Genomic DNA, 19,577 nt, shown 5'->3' on the forward strand with positions numbered 1-19,577 from the left:
GCTAGACGAGGTGCTGCTGGACCTCGGCGGCGGCCTCGTGGCCGTACGCCTTGGTGAAGCGGTCCATGAAGTTGGTGCGGCGCAGGGTGTACTCCTGGGTGCCGACCGTCTCGATGACCAGGGTGGCGAGCATGCAGCCGACCTGGGCGGCGCGCTCCAGGCCGACGCCCCAGGCGAGGCCGGAGAGGAACCCGGCCCGGAACGCGTCGCCGACGCCGGTCGGGTCGGCCTTGGTGTCCTCCTCGGGGCAGCCGACCTCGATGACGGGCTCGCCGACCCGCTCGATCCGGACACCGCGGGAGCCGAGCGTGGTGACGCGGTGGCCGACCTTGGAGAGGATCTCCTCGTCGCTCCAGCCGGTCTTGGACTCGATGAGCCCCTTCTCGTACTCGTTGGCGAAGAGGTACGTGGCGCCGTCCAGCAGGATGCGGATCTCGTCGCCGTTCATCCGCGCGATCTGCTGCGAGAAGTCCGCGGCGAACGGGATGTTCCGGGAGCGGCACTCCTCCGTGTGGCGGAGCATCGCCTCCGGGTCGTCCGCGCCGATCGAGACCAGGTCGAGGCCGCCCACACGGTCCGCGACGCTCTTCAGCTCGATGAGGCGGGCCTCGCTCATCGCGCCCGTGTAGAAGGAGCCGATCTGGTTGTGGTCGGCGTCGGTGGTGCAGACGAAGCGGGCGGTGTGCAGGACCTCGGAGATCCGGACCGACCCGGTCTCGACTCCGTGCCGGTCCAGCCAGGCGCGGTACTCGTCGAAGTCGGAGCCCGCGGCGCCCACGAGGATCGGCTTGGTGCCGAGCAGGCCCATGCCGAAGCAGATGTTGGCGGCGACACCGCCCCGGCGCACATCGAGGTTGTCGACCAGGAAGGAGAGGGAGACCGTGTGCAGCTGATCCGCGACCAGCTGGTCGGCGAAGCGGCCGGGGAAGGTCATGAGGTGATCGGTGGCGATGGAGCCGGTGACTGCGATACGCACGGGGAGGCTTCTCCTGCGGAAGGCGAAGGGCCGAGGTGCGCCCTCCGGGACGGCGTGACAGTTCACGCTACCGGGTGAGCTCTCCAGGCGGGAAAAGGGGAAACTACCCGATAGTAGGTCTTTCTACCTGAGCGTGACCGTGGTTACGGTGCGGATATGTCGAACCACACCGCATCGCGAGAGTCCGAAGTGAGCCTGGCCGAGCTGCGCGGGGACTGCGCGCGCATGGCTCCGCACTGGGCCGCGCCCCAGAAGGCCGTCACCGTGCCCGTGAAGCCGTCCCTGATCCACGGGGTGACGGTGCCGCCCGCTTCGGCGCGGCTGATCGACGCGACTCCCGAGTACGGGGACTGATTCCCACGCCGCACGGGAGCCGCGTCCTCCGGACGGGAACCGCATCCTCCTCCGCTCCGTCCCACCGGTGCCCCCGTCCGGGGGCACGCGGTAGTGGACGCGACGGCAACGCAGTCGAAGGAGCGATCCGGTGAGCACCGAGCGACCCGACAACGACGTGACCGGCCCCCGGCGGCGGCGTCCGCCGCTCGCGGTGGCCTCGGTGGCGGCAGCGGTGCTGCTGGCCGGGGGCGGCGGGGCCTACTGGGCCTCCACCGCGTCCGGCGACGGCAGCCCGGCGGGCGGCAGCGCCTCCCGCGACAAGGCCCCCGTGCTGGCCCTGGACGCCGCCGAGGCGGGCCCTGCCACGCCCGGCGACCCGAGCACACCGCCCCCGGGCATCGCCCCGGGTGAACCCGACCCGAACGGTCCGCCCGTGGTCTACCGGGCAGCGGGCCAGCTCCCCGACGGCCCCGACGAGGCGGCGGTCCACCGCGCCACGGGCACGGTCGCGTCGGCGGAGGTCGCGCGGCTGGCGAAGGTGCTCGGCATTCCGGGGACCCCGCGAACCGTGGACGCGTCATGGGTGGTCGGTGACGAGGACGGGCCCGGCGCGCTCCTGAAGGTCACCAAGCAGGCCCCGGGCACCTGGACGTTCGCCCGCACCATCCCCACGAAGCCCTGCGATCCGGGGAAGATGTGCGCGAACCAGAGCCCGCCGGAGGCGGACGGTCAGCCGGTGAGCGAGAAGGCGGCGAAGGCCGCCGCGGTGCCCGTGCTCAAGGCCGTCGGCCAGGACGACGCGGCGCTCACCGCGGGCCAGCTCATGGGCGACGTACGCGTGGTGAACGCGGACCCGAAGGTGGACGGGCTGCCCACGTACGGCTGGTCGACCGGGGTGCAGGTCGGCCCGGACGGCACGGTGGTCGGGGGCAGCGGACAGCTGAAGGCGCTGGAGAAGGGCGACACCTACCCGGTGATCGGGGCCGACGCGGCGCTCGAACAGCTCAACCAGGCGGGCAAGGCCAAGGGGGACGGCGGCAAGGACATCGGTGGCTGCGCCACTCCCGTACCGCTGGAGGGTGAGCCGAAGCCTTCGGACCCGCAGTGCGTGCCGCCGAACGGCAAGCGGGCGCCGGTGACACAGACGGTCGAGGACGCGGAGTTCGGCCTGGCCCTCCGGTACGTGGAGGGCCGGCAGACCCTCGTACCGTCCTGGCTGTTCCACGTCCGCCAGGGGACGGGCGGGCCGGAGAGCACGGTCACCCAGATCGCGGTGGCGCCGGAGTTCGTCGAGAAGCCCACGGCCCCGACGCCCTCGGGTGACCGGAAGGCGACCTCGTACGCGGCCGACGGCCGGACGCTCGAGGTGACCTTCTGGGGCGGCGTCTGCTCCGCGTACACGGCGAGCGCCGAGGAGAGCCCGGGGCAGGTGCGGATCACCATCACGGAGAAGGCGCAGAAGGGCGGCGCCTGCATCATGATCGCCAAGGAGCTGAAGCGGACGGTGACGCTGGAGAAGCCGCTGGGCGACCGGACGGTGATCGACGCGGAGAGCGGGGCCACGGTGCCGCGCAGCTGAGTCGAGGCCATACGAGGGCGGCCCCGGGAATCGTTCCCGGGGCCGCCCTCGTATGTCTCTGCTCTCGCAGCGGTTAGCTGAACGAGTCGCCGCAGGCGCAGGAGCCGGTGGCGTTCGGGTTGTCGATCGTGAAGCCCTGCTTCTCGATGGTGTCGACGAAGTCGATGGAGGCGCCGCCCAGGTACGGGGCGCTCATGCGGTCGGTGACGACCTTGACGCCGTCGAAGTCCTTGACGACATCGCCGTCGAGCGAACGCTCGTCGAAGAAGAGCTGATAGCGCAGGCCCGAGCAACCGCCGGGCTGGACGGCGACGCGCAGCGCCAGGTCCTCGCGGCCTTCCTGCTCCAGCAGGCCCTTGACCTTGGCTGCGGCGGCGTCGGACAGGAGGATGCCGTCGCTCACGGTGGTGGTCTCGTCCGATACGGACATCTGCTTCTCTCCCGGGTTGTACGGACTGCTTGCCGACGGTTCAACCGTCTCAGCCGCGGATTCATTCCGGGCCAAGCGCTTGTCTGTTCCTTTTCATGCTCGCACACCCGGCCGTCCAGGGTCCGCCCGCCCGTGAGCAGCGGGTGCTGCGGAAGCGCAGTAGTCCGCGCTTCGCGAGCAGCGCCGCTTCCCCGGCTCGATGAGCAGTCCCGACGCACTCAACCGATGACAGCACAACTCTCCGTAATCGGGCGCTGACAATGTGGTTAGCGTCCAGTCGCTGCCGGCCTCCACCTACTGCTCGTGAATCCGGCGGCGAGAGGGGCGGGAAGATGACGACGCAGGTGTTCTCCGATGAGGAATCGGGAGGCCCTGCGCTCGTTCCCGACGATCGGCAAGGACAAGCTGATCCGTTACTCGCCCGGCTCGCCGACCGGCGCGGCTTCACCCGCTACTGGATGAACGAGCACCACGCCATGCCCGGCGTCTCCACCTCCAGCCCACCCGTCCTGCTGTCCCGGCTCACCGCGGAGACCAGCAGGCTACGGCTCGGCGCGGGCGGGATCATGCTGCCGAACCACCCGCCGCTGGTCGTCGCCGAACAGTTCGGCATGCTCAACGCCCTCGCCCCCGGCCGCATCGACCTGGGCCTGGGCCGCGCCCCGGGCACCGACCACGCCACGGCCACCGCGCCGCGGCGCGGGCGACGCCGAGGACTTCCCCCAGCAGGTCGCCGAGCTGCCGCACTTCCTCGGCGACGACTTCCCGGCCGAGCACCCCTACGCCAACCGCGTGTACGCCGTCCCCGGGCCCGCCCAGGACCGGCTCAACGGCGTCATCCCGACCACCGGCCGCCTGCCCGTGTGGCTGCTCGGCTCATCCGGCTACTCGGCACAGCTCGCCGCCCGGCTCGGCCTGCCGTTCGCCTTCGCCGCACACTTCAACCCGCGCGACGCCGTGTCCGCCCTGCGCCCGTACCGCCGACGGCTCACTCCGTCCGAGGCCCTGGCCGAGCCGTACGCACTGGTCAGTTTCACCGTCGCGGCATCCGACGACGAGCGTGAGCCCGCCGCCAGGCCGGCACCCTCGCACACGCCATGCTCCGCATGTCCCAGCGCGAGTCCTACCTGCTGCCCTCCCCCGAGGAAGTGGCCACCTACACCTACGACACCGAGGAACGCCGAGCCGTCGACGACTGGCTGACCCAGGTCCCGTACGGCACCCCCGAGCAGGTCACCGCCCACCTGAACCAGGTCCAGCGGGACTCCGACGCCGACGAACTCATGATCGGCAGCGTCGGCCACTCCCTCCGGGCCCGGCTGCGTTCCACCGAGCTGATCGCCGACGCCTACGGCATGCCCGACAACCCGCACTGACACGGGGCGGCCGGACCGCCGCCCTCCCCCCTTCATCACCGATTCCTCCTGATCCTCCAGGAGTTACGAGGAGGCCCCGTGGCCACCGTCCTTGTCCTGTCCGGCAGCCCGGATTGTTCATAATGCCTAGCCGGGACATGAAACACGTTCGGGCGCACACACCCAGGCACCGCTCCGTGGTTCGTGGTCAGTGGCGGTAACCGGTCTCCCACACCGCGACGACGGACGGCCTGGGCACCGTTCCGGGCCCGTCGGGCCAGGCCGAGCCAGGGTTCTCCGTGGTGGCGCCGTCGATTTCGCCCGGGTGCTGGGCGGCGATGAGGATGCGGTCGTCGGTGATGATCGGGCCGCAGGTCTCGGCGCCCTTGGGGACGGTCAGGAACTGCTTGACGTGGCCTCGGTGGGGCCCCGTGACCGGGACGGCGAACAGGCCGTCGTTGGCGCCTAGGGCGGCGCCGTCGGTGGCGAGCCAGAGGTTGCCGTGTTCGTCGAAGGCGATGTTGTCGGGGCAGGAAATCTGGCTGACCTGGCTTTTGTCGAAGCCGGCGAAGTAGGTGGAGGGGTCCTTGGGGTCGCCGCATACGAGCATGAGGCGCCAGCTGAAGGATGTCGCGGCCGCGTCTGCGCGGCGTTCGTCGAGTTCGAGGATGTGGCCGTGCTTGTTGCCGTTGCGCGGGTTGGCCTCGTCGGGGCCGGTCTTGCCGGCGGCTCCTCGGTCCTTGTTGTTGGTGAGCGCGACGTAGAGGCGGCCGGTGTGGGGGTGGGGCTCGACGTCTTCGGGGCGGTCCATCTTGGTGGCGCCGGCCTTGTCGGCGGCCAGGCGGGTGAAGACGTAGACCTCGTCGGCGGCCATGCCGGCGACGTGGGAGGTGTTGCCGGTGACGAGCGGGATCCAGGTGCCGGAGCCGGCGAAGTCACCGTCCTCGGGGAGGGTGCCGGTGCCGTCGATCTCGGCGAGCGGGCTGTCCCCGGTGAATTTGGCGACGTAGAGAGTGCCCTCGTCGAGGAGGCGGAGGTTGTGCTCTCGGGCGGCCCGGTTCTTGCCCTTCTTGAACCGGTGGGTGGAGACGAACTTGTAGAGGTAGTCGAAGCGCTCGTCGTCGCCCATGTAAAGGGCGACCCGGCCGTCGCTGGTCAGACGGGGCTCGGCGGCCTCGTGCTTGAACCGGCCGAGGGCCGTGCGCTTGCGCGGGACGGAGTCGGGGTCGTACGGGTCGATCTCGACGATCCAGCCGTGCCGGTTGGCCTCGTTCGGTTCCTTCGCCAGATCGAAGCGGTCGTCGTAGCGCTCCCACTTGCGCTGGCTGGTTCCGGCCGGCAGGCCGTAGCGGGCCAGGCGCTGCTTGGCCACGGGGTCGGTGACGGAGGCGGCGTTGGCGAAGTACTGGTTGAAGTTCTCCTCGCCGGACAGGACGGTGCCCCACGGCGTGACGCCGCCGCCGCAGTTGTTCAGCGTGCCCAGGACCGTGCGGCCGGTGGGGTCGGCGTTGGTCTTGAGGAGGTCGCTGCCGGCCGCCGGGCCGGTGAGCTCGAACGGGGTGGTGGCGGTGATGCGGCGGTTGAGTGCGTCGCCGCTGATCGGCCACAGTCGGCCGGAGCGTCGATCGGTGCGGACGCTGAGGACGGTCAGGCCGTGGGCGGCCCAGGCGATCTCGACCTGCTCGCGGGTCGGGTTGGCGGGGTCGTAGCCGAAGAACATGATCTCTTCGTTGGTGTACTCGTGGTTGACCACGAGCAGCTGGTCGCCGTGGCAGTGCGCCGGGAGGTCGAGCAGGGCCAGGTAGTCGCAGTTGTAGCCGAACTGGCGGGACTGGGCCGCGACGCTCTGGCGGCGGGCGTCGAAGCGGGGCGCGCCGCGCAGGACGGGGTCACCCCAGCGGATGACGACCTGCTGGGCGTAGCCGGCGGGGACGGTGACGGCGTCGGCGGTGTTAGGCGGCACCGCCTCGAAGCGCAGACCGCGAGGCGGGCGGCCCGCACCTCGGTCCGGACCGCGGTGGGCTGCGGGCGTGGTGGTCGTGCCGGACGCCGCCGCGGGTGTGGCGACCGCCGTTCCGGCGGCTGCGGCGAGGGCGAGGACGGCACCGCTCTTGAGCGCTCCGCGGCGGGACACCTGGTGGACGATGTCGCCGAAGTAGGTGTTGAGCGAGCGGTTGGGGGCCTCGTGTGAGCAGGCGTCGCCGCACCGGTAGCGGCAGGTGAGTGCCGAGCGTGCCGTGTTGTGGCTGGGCAGTACGGGCAGGTCCGCTGAGCGGTCTGTGCGGCTGTCGGGCTGTTCGAGCACGAGGTCCTCCACGCGGTGGGATACGGAACGCGGCCTCATATAGGTGGCCATCGATCCGTGACGCTAGGCGCAGCCCGGGTGCCGAGGGGCGTCCGGAAGGTGAACGGGAGCCCAACTCTGCAGGGAAGGTGGAGCCGGAGGGATCCCTTGAGCGGTACCCGTGCTGCTCGTTTCGGCCAAACGGTCGGGGCGATGAAGGGGAGGCGTTGACCGGAAAGCGCGCCCCGCACGTAAACATCGCCATCCGTCTATAGAGATGACTAGCTATCGTTCATGGCCGGTGGGCCCCTCGTACACCCCGCGTTCACATAGCCAGACTTCGATGAAGGAGTCCGAACGGGGTGCGCTGCGCACCTGATGCAGACAGCCGGGTGTACCGGCAGACACGAGGGTCGAGAGTCGTGAACATTTCCACTTCGTTGCGCCGAGCCAAGGCTCCTTTGGCTCTGACGGCTGCTGTGATGCTGGCCGCGAGTGCGTGCGGCGGCGGCGACGCCGGTTCGGGCGGTGAGGGTGGCGACAAGCTGTCCGGGACCGTCAAGGTGGACGGGTCGAGCACGGTGGCCCCGCTGTCCACCGTGGCCGCCCAGCTCTTCCAGCAGGCGAACAAGGGGGTCAACGTCACGGTCGGCACCTCCGGCACGGGCGGCGGCTTCGAGAAGTTCTGCGCCGACGAGACCGACATCTCCAACGCCTCCCGTGAGATGAAGGACGAGGAGAAGGCGCTCTGCGAGAAGAAGGGCGTCAAGTTCGAGGAGTTCACGGTCGCCAACGACGGCCTGTCGGTCGTGGTGAGCAAGGACAACGACTTCGTCGAGTGCCTGACCGTCGAGCAGCTCAAGAAGATCTGGGAGCCCGGCTCCAAGGTGAACAACTGGAACCAGGTCGACCCGAAGTTCCCGAACCAGAAGATGGACCTGTTCGGCGCGGGCACCGACTCGGGCACCTTCGACTACTTCACCGACGCCATCAACGGTGAGGAAGGCGCCTCGCGCACCGACTACAACCCGAGCGAGGACGACAACGTCACCGTCCGCGGCGTGTCCGGCTCCAAGGGCGGCATCGGCTACTTCGGCCTCTCCTACTTCGAGGAGAACAAGGACAAGCTGAAGGCCCTCAAGATCGACGGCGGCGAGGGCTGCGTCGCGCCCAGCGTCGAGACGGTGCAGAACGGCACCTACAAGCCGCTCGGTCGGCCGCTGTTCATCTACCCGAAGGCGTCCTCCCTGGAGAAGCCCGAGGCCGAGGCGTTCGTCGAGTACTACGTCGAGAACAGCGCCGAGATCGCCGAGAAGGCGCAGTTCGTGCCGCTCAACGACGAGCAGCAGAAGGAGCTGGAGAAAAACCTCGCGACTCTGCGGGAGCAGCACTCCTGATGAGTTCCACCCTCTCTTCACGGCGGGCCGCTTCAGGAAGCCCCGGCTTCCTGAAGCGGTCCCAGCCGCGCTACGGCGAGAAGGTCATCAAGGTCCTCCTGGTGGCCGCCTCCATGGTCTCGGTGCTGACCACGATCGGCATCGTCATCGCCCTGATCCCCCCGGCCGGCGAGTTCTTCTCCAAGGTCGACTTCGGTGAGTTCATCACCGGAACCAACTGGGCACCCCTGTTCAAGCCCGCCTCCTTCGGTGTCCTGCCGCTGGTCGCCGGCACCCTGATGGTCACGTTCATCGCCCTGCTGGTGGCTGTTCCGCTGGGCCTGGGTGCCGCGGTGTACCTGAGCGAGTACGCGAACAAGCGCGTGCGGAAGATCTTCAAGCCTCTGCTCGAAGTTCTCGCGGGTATCCCCACGGTCGTGTACGGCTTCTTCGCGCTGAAGGCCATCACCCCGGTCCTGCAGAGCATCTGGCCCGCCGGTGACGGGCCGCAGATCTTCAACGCGCTCGCCGCGGGCTTCGTCATGGGCATCATGATCATCCCGACGATCGCCTCGCTCGCCGAGGACTCGATGAGCGCGGTGCCCCGCGCGCTGCGCGACGGAGCGTTCGCCCTCGGCTCCTCCCGCATGCAGGTCTCCACCCGCGTGGTGTTCCCCGCCGCGCTGTCCGGCATCGTCGCCGCCGTCGTCCTCGGTATCTCCCGGGCGCTGGGCGAGACGATGATCGTGGCCATCGCGGCGGGCGGGCAGCCGAACCTGTCCTTCAACCCGCTCGAAGGCATGCAGACGATGACCGCGTTCATCGCGGCGGCCGGCATCGGCGACCTGCCCACCGGCTCGACCGGTTACCAGACGATCTTCGCCGTGGGTGCCCTGCTGTTCGTGATGACGCTGGTGATGAACCTGCTGAGCATCCGTCTGGTGCGCAAGTACCGCGAGGTGTACGAATGAGTTCCGAAGTCATCGACCGCGATGCCGCCCTCCACGAGGGCGCTCCCCGGCTCAAGGGCAAGGGGACCCCTCTTCGCGAGCGGGTCTTTCACCTGAGTCTGTGGGTCTCCCTCGCTGTCGCCGTCGTCTTCCTGGCCTCGCTGCTCGCCTACGTGCTGAGCGAGGGCTGGTCGCGGCTGGACCCGCGGCTGTGGATGAACTTCCCCGACTACATCGACCCGACGCAGGGCGGAGCCCAGTCGGCGATCATGGGCACGGTCTGGGTCATCGGCTTCACCGCCGTCTACTGCCTCCCGACCGGCATCCTCACCGCCATCTACCTGGAGGAGTACGCCGACCCGGACAAGTGGTGGAACCGCGCGATCGAGATCAACATCCAGAACCTGGCCGCCGTGCCCTCGATCGTCTACGGCATCCTCGGCCTCGGCATCATCTCCCGCGGCCTCGGCTTCGGACAGACCGTGCTCACCGCGTCCCTGACCCTGTCCCTGCTGGTCCTGCCGGTGGTGATCATCTCCTCCCGCGAGGCGATCCGCGCGGTCCCGCAGTCCATCCGTCAGGCGTCGCTCGCCCTGGGCGCCACGCAGTGGCAGACCATCTGGCGCCAGGTCCTGCCCGCGGCCGTCCCCGGCATGGCCACCGGTTCGATCCTGGCCCTGTCCCGCGCCATCGGCGAGGCGGCCCCGCTGCTGCTGCTCGGCGGTCTGACGTTCATCACGTTCAACCCCAGCGGCGTGCAGAGCCAGTTCACCGTCCTGCCGATCCAGATCTTCAACTGGATCAGCCAGTCCCGTGCCGAGTTCGTCTCGCTGGCCTCCGCCGCCATCGTGATCCTGCTGGCGATCCTGCTGGCGATGAACTCCGTGGCGATCTGGCTCCGCAACCGCTACTCCCGCACCTGGTGACCGCCATGACCTCCCCACCCTCCGCGACCCGACACCTCGACCCCGCCGCCGACTCTCCGCAGGAGACCGCCATGACCCCTCCCTCCGACGCCACCGGTGGCACGAGGATTCCCCAGGTCGCCTTCCGCAGCGCCCCCTCGCTGGCCGGACCCGTCTTCGAGGTCGGCAGCCTGTCCGTCTTCTACGGCGACCACGAGGCCGTACGCGACGTCAACATGACCATCGGGCACCGGCAGATCACCGCGATGATCGGCCCCTCCGGCTGCGGCAAGTCCACCGTGCTGCGCTGCTTCAACCGCATGAACGACCTCGTCCCCAGCGCACGCGTGGCCGGCAAGGTCCACTACCACAACGAGGACCTGTACGGCCGGGACGTCGACCCGATCGAGGTCCGCCGCCGGATCGGCATGGTCTTCCAGAAGCCGAACCCGTTCCCCAAGTCGATCTACGACAACATCGCCTACGGCCCCCGCGTCGGCGGGTTCGAGGGAAACCTTGACGACCTGGTCGAGGAGACCCTCACCCACGCGGCCCTCTGGGACGAGGTCAAGGACAAGCTCAAGACCTCCGCGCTCGCCCTCTCCGGCGGCCAGCAGCAGCGGCTGTGCATCGCGCGCACCATCGCGGTCAAGCCCGAGGTGATCCTCATGGACGAGCCCTGCTCGGCCCTCGACCCGATCGCCACCGCCAAGATCGAAGACCTCATGACGCACCTCGCCCGCGAGTTCACGATCATCGTCGTCACCCACAACATGCAGCAGGCCGCCCGCGTCTCCGACCGCACGGCCTTCTTCACCGCCGACGTCGACGACGCGGGGGTCCGCCACGGACGCCTCGTCGAGTACGACGAGACCGAACGCATCTTCTCCAACCCCTCCGACCAGCGCACCGAGGACTACATCTCGGGCCGCTTCGGCTGACCCCGAAGCCAAGCTGCTCTTTGCGCCGCCACGTAAAGGAGTACCCGGGTGACCCCCGACGCACGACGACCACCGGAGACCGCCGCACGGGTGTCTCCGGACGGACCGGCCATCAGCAGGACCCCGGCCCTGCTGTTGGCCGAGCCCGACGAGAAGCTGGCAAAGCAGGCCATGGCACGCTTCTCCGCCGCCGGCGTGAGCGTGATCGGCTGCCACGACGGTGCCGAGGCCCTGCTCCAGGTCGGAGCACAGCACCCCGGCGCCGTACTCCTCGGCGCACCGCTGCCGGTAGTGAACGCCGTACAGGTCACCCGCCTGATCAACCGGCTCAGCCCCGTGCCCGTCATCGTCGGCGCCGGACCGGACGGGACCGAGGAGGCGACCGCCGCCCTCGCCGCGGGCGCCGTCGCCTTCGTGGCACGGCCCTACCGGATCGAGGAAATCCTCCCGCTCCTGACGGCAGGACTCACACCGGATGACAAGGCGGCCGCAACGCTGGTCGTCGGTGACATCGAGCTTGATCCCGTCGGGTTCCACGTCTACGTACGAGGACGCTCGCTCCAGTTGCCGGTACGTGAATTCATGCTGCTGCGCTACCTCATGGAGAACGTCAACCGGCTCGTCTCCCGAGCAGAGCTGACGCAGGTCCTGTGGGGAACGAAGAGCCTGGACAGCAACACCCTCACCGTCCACGTCCGCCGCGTACGGCAACGCCTGCGGGAAGGCGCGGGAAGCTGCTGCACCATCGACGCGATCCGCGGCATGGGCTACCGCCTGGAGTGCAGACCCTCCGATACCGTGCGGCCGCCGCTCTCCTCCTCCCGGCCAACTGCCACGGCATAGGCAGCCGTGACGACCGAGAGGCCGGGGGAAGATTCGTACATCGACCTGCCTCGATGGGCCACGCACTACCCTCGCCGCGGCGCTGTGCACGGGCGGCATCACATTCCTACGATCGGCACGCCTTTTCACCGTAAGCGGTGCTGGTCGGCGAAGGTTCGTGTCCGGTTCCGGGCCACCGGCCAGTCGACCTCGCGGACGTTTACCACGGACTCGCAGACCATGAGGGAGATCATCGCGGCGCGCACCCTCGCGGAAGCCCGGACGTTGATTTCCCTCTGTCTCACCGATGTGCACCCGTAGCGGAGCTCATCGGCTCGAACACCGGCCGGCGGGCTGCTTGGCGGTGCCCCGCCGGCCGGTTCACATCCTCCGGGTCCAACGCGGCTGTCTGTTCGGGCGATTCCGCCGCCCGGTAGCCGGTCAGCTGAGCACGGTCCCGCCCCCTTGGCCAAGGAACCGGTTCCTGGTCAGGCCGTCACACTCGGCAGGTCACGCAGGAGACGGGGACGGCGCGGTCAGCTCTGCCGCCAGGCGGTCGATGCGCGTGTGCAGGCTGTTCCGCACGGCGCGCGCGCTTTCGATGTCGAGGCCGCTGAGGTCTGGCAGGTCCCGGTTGAGATAGCGGCGGCCAGGACGCACGGGGCAAGCGTCGGCGCAGCCGAGCGTGATCACCAGGTCCGCCGCGTCGACGACCTCGGTGGTGAGCGGCTTGGGAAACTCCTCCCCGGTGTCGAGCCCCTGCTCCGCCAGCAGCCGGACCACGACGGGCGAGATGTCGGCAGCGGGCCCCGATCCCGCCGTCATGACCATGACCGCACCGAGCGCGCGCCGGCGCAGCAAGCGCACCGGCCAGCTGAGAGCGCCCAGCGTTCTCCGTGCAGACGAAAAGCACCGCAGGCAGCGATTCGTCTGAGAGCCCCCGGGCGCGGGCGAGGCCGCGCAGACGCTCATCGGCGAACCGCTCCACGAGGACTGGAAGATGCTGAGCGGCACGAGCCCGGCCGGCGAGGAGAGAGGCGCACTCCTCCACGTACTGGGCGACTGTGGCCTGCGAGAAGGCGCGGCGGTGACGCAGGGCGAGCCGGGCGGTGATCCGCGTCAATACTGCGCCGGCGCTCCGCAGGGGCGGGGTGGCCCGGCCGAGTGGTGGCTGCTCATCCATGACTGCGCCCCTTCCGAAAGTCGACTCCAATTATAGACGCTCATCTATATCCGAGTTGATCGACATGAAGAGAGTGAACGATAAGTGAATTCAAAGTGGCAAGAGCCATAGGCGCCCCAGGGGCCGCTCACCGCCCCATATGGTGGATAGATGGCCATCACTGCTTACGAGGCGACGAAGCCGGTCGTGGACGATGAAGCGTCCACGTGCGTGCCACAGCTGTCCTGCCTGCTGATCGACCGCGAAGAGGCCGAGCGCATGGCCGGGGCCCTCAAGGCCATCGCCGACCCCACCCGGCTGCAGATACTGCGCCTGATCGAACGCTCCCCCACCCGCGAGGCGTGCGTGTGCGACCTGACCGACTGCCTCGGCCTGCGCCAACCCACGGTGAGCCACCACCTGAAGATCATGATGGACGCCGGGATCCTCACCCGGGAGCGGCGCGGAACGTGGGCCTGGTTCTCGGTCGACCCCGAAGGGCTTCGCCGGATCCGGGACATCCTGGAGCCGACGGCAGGCTGACGCCGCCCGTCCTGGTCGCCTGCCGGTGCCGGCTCCCCTGCCGCCGAGGTCAGGACAGCGTGCTCACCACGTGCCGCACCCGTGAGGCCACCTTCTCCGGCAGCGGGGCGTAGTGGATACGCGCCAGCCCCGCCTGAACCCGCGCACTCGCGGTGTAGGTCAGGAACGACTTCAGCGCGGGCAGCGCGTCGGCCGGGTTGCCGTCGGCGCAGACGATTTCGTAGGTGACCAGCACGATCGGATATGCGCCGGGGGCTCTGGTGCGGTAGTCGAACTCCAGCGTCAGGTCCTGGCCGCTGTCGGCGACCTTGGCGGCGGCGATGCCGGCGGAGGCGCTCTGCGCGGAGACCGTGACCGGTTCGGGGGCACCCGTATCCAGCTTCACGGTGGGTATGCCCTCCGCCTTGGCGAAGGACAGTTCGAAGTAGCCGATCGAGCCGTTCTGGCTGCTCACGGTGGACACGACCCCGTCGGAACCGGGTGCCGCATGACCACCCCTGGCCTGCCATGCCTTCGCCTTCTCGTACGGCCACTCCTCCGGTGCCGCGTCCGCCAGATAGGCGTTGAAGTTCTGCGTGGTACCCGAGTTGTCGGAGCGGTGCACGGCACTGATCTCGGTCTCGGGCAGCCGCGTGCCGGGGTTGAGGCGCCGGATCTCCGGGTCGTTCCACGTCGTGATCCGCGAGTCGAAGATCCGCGCGAGCGTCGATGCGTCGAGGACGAGACTGTCCACGCCTTCGACGTTGTAGCCGATGGCGACGGGACCGCCGACCATCGGCAGGTCGATCGCCCTGCTCCCGGGGCACGTGCGGCGGGAGAACTCGACGTCGTCCCGCGACAGCGGGGTGTCGCTGCCACCGAAGTGCGTGGCTCCGCGCAGGAACTGGGCCACTCCGCCGCCGGAACCGATGGGGTTGTAGCGCAGCTGCACCCCGGGGCAGGCACTCTGGTACTCCTGAAGCCAGTGCTTCATCGCGTTCTGCTGGGCTGTCGACCCGGAGCCGGCCACCTCACCTTTCTCGGCACAGGTGATGTGGCTCGGTCTTGAGGGGGACGGGGCGGCTTCGCCTCCGCCGCCCCGTCCGCAGGCCGAAAGGAGCAACACGCCGACTGCTACTGCCGCGGCGCCTCTCAGTGAAGTGCGTCGATTCGACCCTCGGTGATGCACCGGTGCTTCCTTCCAGACGGCCAGCCAGCTGGATAGATGCTTGCCGATGTAAACGCCATGGAGGCGACGCACCGACGAACAGCAGCTGACGGAACACGACTGGATGGATGGCCTGCGCGTGGCATACGGGCGCCGCGACGAGGCGCCGCGCCTCGACTACGGCGCGGCATGGCGTCGGCCTCGCGCACCTCTCCCGCATGGAAGGCTTCCACGAGGGCGCGGTAGGACTCGTTCAGGCGGCTGTCGGCGTCTTTTCGGGCTCTGCGGCCGCCTTCGTGTCGGTGAGGGCTGCCAGGTAGCGCTCGGCGTCCAGGGCCGCGGCGCATCCCGAACCGGCGGCGGTGATCGCCTGGCGGTAGGTGTGGTCGACCACGTCTCCCGCGCCGAAGACACCGGGGATGTTCGTGCGGGTCGAGGGGGATTCGACCTTCAGGTATCCCTCGTCGTCCAGGTCCAGCTGGCCGGCGAAGAGCTCCGTGCGCGGGTCGTGGCCGATGGCGATGAACAGGCCCGTGGCGTCGAGGTCGCGCGTCCGGCCGCTGGACGTGTCGCGCAGGACGAGACCGGACAGGGCGCCGCCCTCCTCCTTGATCTCCGCGATCTCGCTGTCGAAGACGAAGGCGATCTTGTCGTCGGCGAACGCGCGGCCCTGCATGACCTGGGAGGCCCGCAGCGCGCTGCGGCGGTGGACGACCGTGACGGAGCGGGCGAACCGGGTGAGGAAGGTGGCCTCCTCCATCGCAGTGTCACCGCCGCCGACGACCACGATGTCGCGGTCGCGGAAGAAGAACCCGTCGCAGGTCGCGCAGTAGGAGACACCGCGGCCCGACAGTTCGTCCTCGCGCTCCAGGTTCAGCTTGCGGTGCTGCGATCCGGTGGTCACGATCACGGCGCGGGCCCGGTGGATCGCTCCGCTGCTGTCGGTGACCGTCTTGATGTCGCCCGTGAGGTCGACGGCGATGATGTCGTCCGGGACCAGCTCGGCGCCGAAGCGTGTCGCCTGGGTACGCATGTTGTCCATGAGGTCCGGGCCCACGATGCCTGCGGGGAAGCCGGGGAAGTTCTCGACCTCCGTGGTGTTCATGAGCGCGCCGCCGGCGGTGACGGAGCCTTCGAAGACCAGCGGCTTGAGGTCGGCGCGCGCGGTGTAGAGGGCGGCGGTGTAGCCGGCGGGGCCGGAGCCTATGACGATGACGTTACGGATGTCCGTCGGGTCGCTCACTGGGATGCCTCCGGGAGGATTTCCTTGATCAGGCCCTCGACCATGAACTTGATGTCGTCCCGGATCCTGCGCACCGCGGCCACACCCTGCCCGGCCGGGTCTTCGAGCTGCCAGTCGAGGTAGCGCTTGCCGGGGAAGACAGGGCAGGTGTCGCCGCAGCCCATGGTGATGCAGACGTCGGACTCCTTCACGGCGTCGACGGTCAGGATCTTCGGCGTTTCGGCGGAGATGTCGATCCCCGCCTCGGCCATCGCCTCGACTGCGGCGGGGTTGACGGTGTCGCCGGGGTTGGAGCCGGCGGAGCGGACCTCGACGCGGTCCCCGGCCAGGTGGGTCAGCCAGGCGGCGGCCATCTGGGAGCGGCCGGCGTTGTGGACACAGACGAACAGCACAGAGGGCTTTTCGGACATCAGGGGTCTCTCTCGTCGCGCGTGAATTCAGGTGCCCGGGATATCAGCACCCAATGGCGTCAGCAGCCACTGATGTGAGAGTATCAGCCCATGATGACGTCAGTCGACACTGAACTGATCCGGGTGCTGGGCGATCCGCTCCGGCTCCGGATCGTGACCCTGCTCGCCCGCGAGACGCTGTGCACCAGCCATCTGGTGGAGGAGACCGGTGCGAAGCAGACCAATCTCTCCAACCACCTGAAGGTCCTGCGCGAGGCCGGGGTCGTGGAGACCGAACCGTGCGGGCGCTTCACCTACTACAAGCTCCGCCCGGACGTCATCGCCCAGCTCGCCGGCCAGTTCGCCGACCTGGCCGAGTCCGCCTGTACCGCTGCCGAGAACAAGAGGGCCTGCCCGTGACCTCCACGCAAGCACCCGCGACGACCGAGGAACCTTCGGTCGTGAAGAAGTTGTCCACCTTGGACCGCTTTCTCGCCGTCTGGATCCTCCTGGCCATGGCCCTCGGCCTCGGCCTCGGACGGCTGATCCCGGGCCTGAACGACGCACTGGCGAAGGTGGAAATCGGCGGCATCTCGCTGCCCATCGCCGTCGGTCTGCTGATCATGATGTACCCGGTGCTCGCCAAGGTCCGCTACGACAAGCTCGACGCCGTCACCGGCGACCGCAGGCTGATGGTCTCCTCACTGGTCATCAACTGGATCATCGGTCCGGCCGTCATGTTCGCCCTGGCCTGGATCTTCCTGCCGGACCTCCCCGAGTACCGCACCGGCCTCATCATCGTCGGCCTGGCCCGCTGCATCGCCATGGTCATCATCTGGAACGACCTCGCCTGCGGCGACCGCGAAGCCGCAGCCGTCCTGGTCGCCCTGAACTCGGTCTTCCAGGTCATCGCGTTCGGCCTGCTCGGCTGGCTCTACCTCGACCTGCTACCCGGCTGGCTCGGACTCGGCGACGGCGAGACCCTCGACATCTCCATGTGGAAGATCGCACTGAACGTCGTCATCTTCCTCGGCGTACCCCTGCTCGCCGGCTTCCTCACCCGACGCCTGGGCGAGCAGAAGATGGGACGCGAGTCCTACGAGGCGAAGTTCCTGCCGAAGATCGGCCCCTGGGCCCTGTACGGCCTGCTGTTCACCATCGTCATCCTCTTCGCCCTCCAGGGGAAGACGATCACCTCGGAGCCGCTGGACGTGGTCCGCATCGCGCTGCCGCTGCTCGTGTACTTCGCGATCATGTTCTTCGGCAGCTTCCTGATCGGCAAGGCCATCGGCCTGGCCTACGACCGCACCACGACCCTCGCCTTCACGGCCGCCGGGAACAACTTCGAGCTCGCCATCGCCGTCGCCATCGCCACCTTCGGCGTCACCTCCGGCCAGGCCCTCTCCGGAGTCGTCGGCCCCCTCATCGAGGTCCCGGTCCTGATCGCCCTGGTCTACGTGGCCCTCGCCTGGCGCAAGAAGTTCGCCCCGTCCGCGATCACCACGCAGCACTGATGCGCCGCCCCGGTTCCCGCCCCCATCCCGCCGTCCGCGCCCCGGCCCGCTTCACCGTCCGCCCGACGGTGAAAGCCGTGCCGCGCAAGAGTGGGGCGGGAGCCGGGACGCCCGACGCTGCTACAGGGGTGACCTGGTGACCCACGTGGTGGACGTGGTGGTGATCGGTGGCGGCCAAGCGGGCCTCGCCACCGGCTACCACCTGCGCCGCCAGAACCTCGACTTCGTCATCCTCGACGCCCAGCCCTCACCGGGCGGCGCGTGGCAGCACACATGGGACTCGCTCCGCCTGTTCTCCCCGGCCGCGTACTCCTCCCTGCCGGGCTGGCTCATGCCCGCCCAGGACAGGGCGGAGTACCCGGACGCGCACCATGTCGTCGAGTACCTGACCGCGTACGAAGAGCGCTACACCCTGCCCGTCGTGCGGCCGGTCCGCGCCGAGGCCGTACACCGTGACGGCGAGCGGCTGCGGGTGGAGACGGACGCGGGTATCTGGTCCGCCCGTGCGGTCGTCTCGGCGACCGGAACATGGTGGCGGCCCTTTCTCCCTGCCGTACCCGGCCGGGAGACCTTCACCGGCCGTCAGCTTCACACCGTGCAGTACCGCAACCCTGACGAGTTCGCGGGACGGCGGGTCATCGTGGTCGGAGGAGGCAATTCCGGAGCCCAGATCGCCGCCGACCTCGCACCGCACACCGACCTGACCTGGGTCACCCAAAGGCCCGCACGCTTCCTGGCCGACGACATCGACGGCCGCGCCCTCTTCGACGCCGCCACCGCCCGCCGCAGAGCGCTGGACGCCGGGAACACCGACACGGGAGGCGTCGCCTCCCTCGGCGACATCGTCGCCGTCGCACCGGTCCGCGCCGCACGGGATGCCGGCTTCCTCAAAGCCCAGTCGATGTTCGCCCGCCTCACCGAGAACGGTGCGCAGTGGGCGGACGGAACCAGAGCGGAAGCCTCAGCAATCATCTGGTGCACCGGCTTTCGTCCCGCCCTCTCCCACCTCGCCCCGCTGGGACTGCGTGGCGAACACGGCCACATCCCCACCCACGGCACCCGGGCCGTCGACGACCCTCGACTGCACCTCCTCGGCTACGGCGACTGGACCGGGCCCGCCTCGGCCACCCTGATCGGCGTCGGCCGCCCCGCCCGCGACGCCGTCCGCGAGATCGCCGCCCTGCTGCGCTGACGGCTCCCGGGTCGGGCTCAGGGTGCGTCGAGGGCCGCGCTGTCCACCCAGCGCGCCAGGACGCTGAAGGCCGCGAGCCGTCCCAAGGCCCCGTGCTCCGCCAGCTCCGGCAGCCCGTCCTCATGACTGTTGGGGTTCCGAATACCCGCGAAGCAGCCCTCGGCGAAGGACATCGCACCGCGGTGCACACTGCGGAAGATGTCGCTGTCGTCCTCCGCCATCAGACGAAGGCGCGGCTCACGCATCATCCCCGCGGCTACTGACATCGCACGGGCCCGGTGCCGCCTGCTGACGCCGGCCGGCGCGGCCGCGGTTCAGGTGCTGCCGGTGACCGTGCGGGGGGCGCAGGCGGCCGGTCCGGCAGCTTCGAAGGAGGGGGCGACCCGGTAGAAGACCCACGTCCCTCGCCGCTCGGAGACGAGGAGGCCGGCTT

20 protein-coding genes and 3 pseudogenes are annotated in these 19,577 nt (G+C 69.3%); 14 read left to right on the top strand and 9 right to left on the bottom strand.

What is annotated here, in order from left to right; genetic code table 11:
• Position 1 precedes the first annotated feature (1 nt).
• Entirely contained in the window at positions 2 to 976 is a 975-nt protein-coding gene (locus tag AMK21_RS22070) for a carbohydrate kinase family protein (protein WP_073880542.1), read from the bottom strand.
• 156 nt (positions 977 to 1,132) lie between these two features.
• On the opposite strand from AMK21_RS22070, the gene AMK21_RS22075 reads away from it, so the two are divergent.
• Positions 1,133 to 1,330: a hypothetical protein gene (locus AMK21_RS22075; RefSeq protein WP_073880543.1), complete on the top strand. Its 198-nt coding sequence runs from the start codon at positions 1,133 to 1,135 to the stop codon at positions 1,328 to 1,330.
• A gap of 130 nt (positions 1,331 to 1,460) precedes the next feature.
• Positions 1,461 to 2,891: a hypothetical protein gene (locus AMK21_RS22080; RefSeq protein ID WP_073880545.1), complete on the top strand. Its 1,431-nt coding sequence runs from the start codon at positions 1,461 to 1,463 to the stop codon at positions 2,889 to 2,891.
• Between the two features lie 73 nt (positions 2,892 to 2,964).
• Here the strand turns inward: AMK21_RS22080 and AMK21_RS22085 are convergent, their stop codons facing one another.
• A complete protein-coding gene (locus tag AMK21_RS22085) occupies positions 2,965 to 3,321 on the bottom strand; it encodes a HesB/IscA family protein (protein ID WP_003969624.1) in 357 nt (118 codons plus the stop codon).
• Positions 3,322 to 3,797: 476 nt separating this feature from the next.
• Here AMK21_RS22085 and AMK21_RS36915 point away from each other — a divergent pair.
• The 3 genes and pseudogenes from AMK21_RS36915 to AMK21_RS36155 all read left to right on the top strand — a co-directional run.
• Positions 3,798 to 3,947 (top strand): annotated as a pseudogene (locus AMK21_RS36915) (LLM class flavin-dependent oxidoreductase); the annotation flags it as partial.
• Between the two features lie 166 nt (positions 3,948 to 4,113).
• Positions 4,114 to 4,524 carry an LLM class flavin-dependent oxidoreductase gene (locus AMK21_RS36920; RefSeq protein ID WP_324613915.1) on the top strand — a complete coding sequence of 137 codons (411 nt, stop codon included), beginning with the start codon at positions 4,114 to 4,116 and terminating at the stop codon, positions 4,522 to 4,524.
• Positions 4,419 to 4,697: a hypothetical protein gene (locus AMK21_RS36155; RefSeq protein WP_234422005.1), complete on the top strand. Its 279-nt coding sequence runs from the start codon at positions 4,419 to 4,421 to the stop codon at positions 4,695 to 4,697. Before AMK21_RS36920 ends, AMK21_RS36155 begins: the two co-directional genes overlap by 106 nt.
• Positions 4,698 to 4,884: 187 nt before the next feature.
• Here the strand turns inward: AMK21_RS36155 and AMK21_RS22095 are convergent, their stop codons facing one another.
• Positions 4,885 to 6,981, bottom strand: coding sequence for a PhoX family protein (locus AMK21_RS22095; RefSeq protein WP_234422006.1), 2,097 nt, complete (start codon positions 6,979 to 6,981; stop codon positions 4,885 to 4,887).
• A 401-nt stretch (positions 6,982 to 7,382) separates the two neighbouring features.
• Between AMK21_RS22095 and AMK21_RS22100 the strand changes: the two genes are divergently transcribed.
• The 5 genes from AMK21_RS22100 (at position 7,383) to AMK21_RS22120 (ending at position 11,975) form a co-directional block, all read left to right on the top strand.
• Positions 7,383 to 8,357 (top strand): PstS family phosphate ABC transporter substrate-binding protein, encoded by a 975-nt coding sequence (locus AMK21_RS22100; protein WP_073880548.1) that lies wholly within the window; start codon positions 7,383 to 7,385, stop codon positions 8,355 to 8,357.
• Positions 8,357 to 9,307, top strand: a complete 951-nt coding sequence (gene pstC / locus AMK21_RS22105) for a phosphate ABC transporter permease subunit PstC (protein WP_073880550.1) — start codon at positions 8,357 to 8,359, stop codon at positions 9,305 to 9,307. The genes AMK21_RS22100 and pstC overlap by 1 nt, the downstream gene beginning before the upstream one ends.
• Positions 9,304 to 10,212: a phosphate ABC transporter permease PstA gene (pstA, locus tag AMK21_RS22110; protein ID WP_107429959.1), complete on the top strand. Its 909-nt coding sequence runs from the start codon at positions 9,304 to 9,306 to the stop codon at positions 10,210 to 10,212. Before pstC ends, pstA begins: the two co-directional genes overlap by 4 nt.
• 71 nt (positions 10,213 to 10,283) lie before the next feature.
• The gene (gene pstB / locus AMK21_RS22115) at positions 10,284 to 11,132 is read left to right on the top strand and encodes a phosphate ABC transporter ATP-binding protein PstB (RefSeq protein WP_107429960.1); all 849 of its coding nucleotides are present in this window, start codon (positions 10,284 to 10,286) and stop codon (positions 11,130 to 11,132) included.
• Positions 11,133 to 11,180: 48 nt separating this feature from the next.
• Positions 11,181 to 11,975 (top strand): response regulator transcription factor, encoded by a 795-nt coding sequence (locus tag AMK21_RS22120; RefSeq protein ID WP_073880552.1) that lies wholly within the window; start codon positions 11,181 to 11,183, stop codon positions 11,973 to 11,975.
• Positions 11,976 to 12,464: 489 nt separating this feature from the next.
• Here the strand turns inward: AMK21_RS22120 and AMK21_RS36160 are convergent, their stop codons facing one another.
• Complete coding sequence (locus AMK21_RS36160) at positions 12,465 to 12,821, bottom strand: low molecular weight phosphatase family protein (RefSeq protein ID WP_234422007.1); 357 nt, start codon at positions 12,819 to 12,821, stop codon at positions 12,465 to 12,467.
• A 142-nt stretch (positions 12,822 to 12,963) separates the two neighbouring features.
• A pseudogene (locus AMK21_RS36925) lies at positions 12,964 to 13,137 on the bottom strand (arsenate reductase ArsC); the annotation flags it as partial.
• 150 nt (positions 13,138 to 13,287) lie between these two features.
• Between AMK21_RS36925 and AMK21_RS22130 the strand changes: the two are divergent.
• Positions 13,288 to 13,659, top strand: a complete 372-nt coding sequence (locus AMK21_RS22130) for an ArsR/SmtB family transcription factor (protein ID WP_073880554.1) — start codon at positions 13,288 to 13,290, stop codon at positions 13,657 to 13,659.
• 49 nt (positions 13,660 to 13,708) lie between these two features.
• On the opposite strand, the gene pstS is transcribed toward AMK21_RS22130, so the two are convergent.
• From pstS to AMK21_RS22145, 3 genes are all read right to left on the bottom strand, one after another.
• Complete coding sequence (pstS, locus tag AMK21_RS22135; protein ID WP_073880556.1) at positions 13,709 to 14,827, bottom strand: phosphate ABC transporter substrate-binding protein PstS; 1,119 nt, start codon at positions 14,825 to 14,827, stop codon at positions 13,709 to 13,711.
• Between the two features lie 232 nt (positions 14,828 to 15,059).
• A complete protein-coding gene (gene trxB, locus AMK21_RS22140) occupies positions 15,060 to 16,049 on the bottom strand; it encodes a thioredoxin-disulfide reductase (RefSeq protein ID WP_073880558.1) in 990 nt (329 codons plus the stop codon).
• A complete protein-coding gene (locus AMK21_RS22145) occupies positions 16,046 to 16,459 on the bottom strand; it encodes an arsenate reductase ArsC (RefSeq protein ID WP_073880560.1) in 414 nt (137 codons plus the stop codon). Before AMK21_RS22145 ends, trxB begins: the two co-directional genes overlap by 4 nt.
• Positions 16,460 to 16,549: 90 nt before the next feature.
• On the opposite strand from AMK21_RS22145, the gene AMK21_RS22150 reads away from it, so the two are divergent.
• The 3 genes and pseudogenes from AMK21_RS22150 to AMK21_RS22160 form a co-directional block, all read left to right on the top strand.
• A complete protein-coding gene (locus AMK21_RS22150; RefSeq protein ID WP_073880562.1) occupies positions 16,550 to 16,858 on the top strand; it encodes an ArsR/SmtB family transcription factor in 309 nt (102 codons plus the stop codon).
• Positions 16,855 to 17,952, top strand: a complete 1,098-nt coding sequence (gene arsB / locus AMK21_RS22155) for an ACR3 family arsenite efflux transporter (protein ID WP_073880564.1) — start codon at positions 16,855 to 16,857, stop codon at positions 17,950 to 17,952. The genes AMK21_RS22150 and arsB overlap by 4 nt, the downstream gene beginning before the upstream one ends.
• Before the next feature lie 94 nt (positions 17,953 to 18,046).
• Positions 18,047 to 19,144: pseudogene (locus tag AMK21_RS22160) on the top strand (ArsO family NAD(P)H-dependent flavin-containing monooxygenase); the annotation flags it as partial.
• A 17-nt stretch (positions 19,145 to 19,161) separates the two neighbouring features.
• Here the strand turns inward: AMK21_RS22160 and AMK21_RS22165 are convergent.
• Positions 19,162 to 19,410, bottom strand: a complete 249-nt coding sequence (locus AMK21_RS22165) for a TIGR02391 family protein (protein WP_079181224.1) — start codon at positions 19,408 to 19,410, stop codon at positions 19,162 to 19,164.
• Positions 19,411 to 19,577: the final 167 nt, after the last annotated feature.

Source organism: Streptomyces sp. CB00316 (genome assembly GCF_001905595.1).
Classification (GTDB): Bacteria; Actinomycetota; Actinomycetes; order Streptomycetales; family Streptomycetaceae; genus Streptomyces.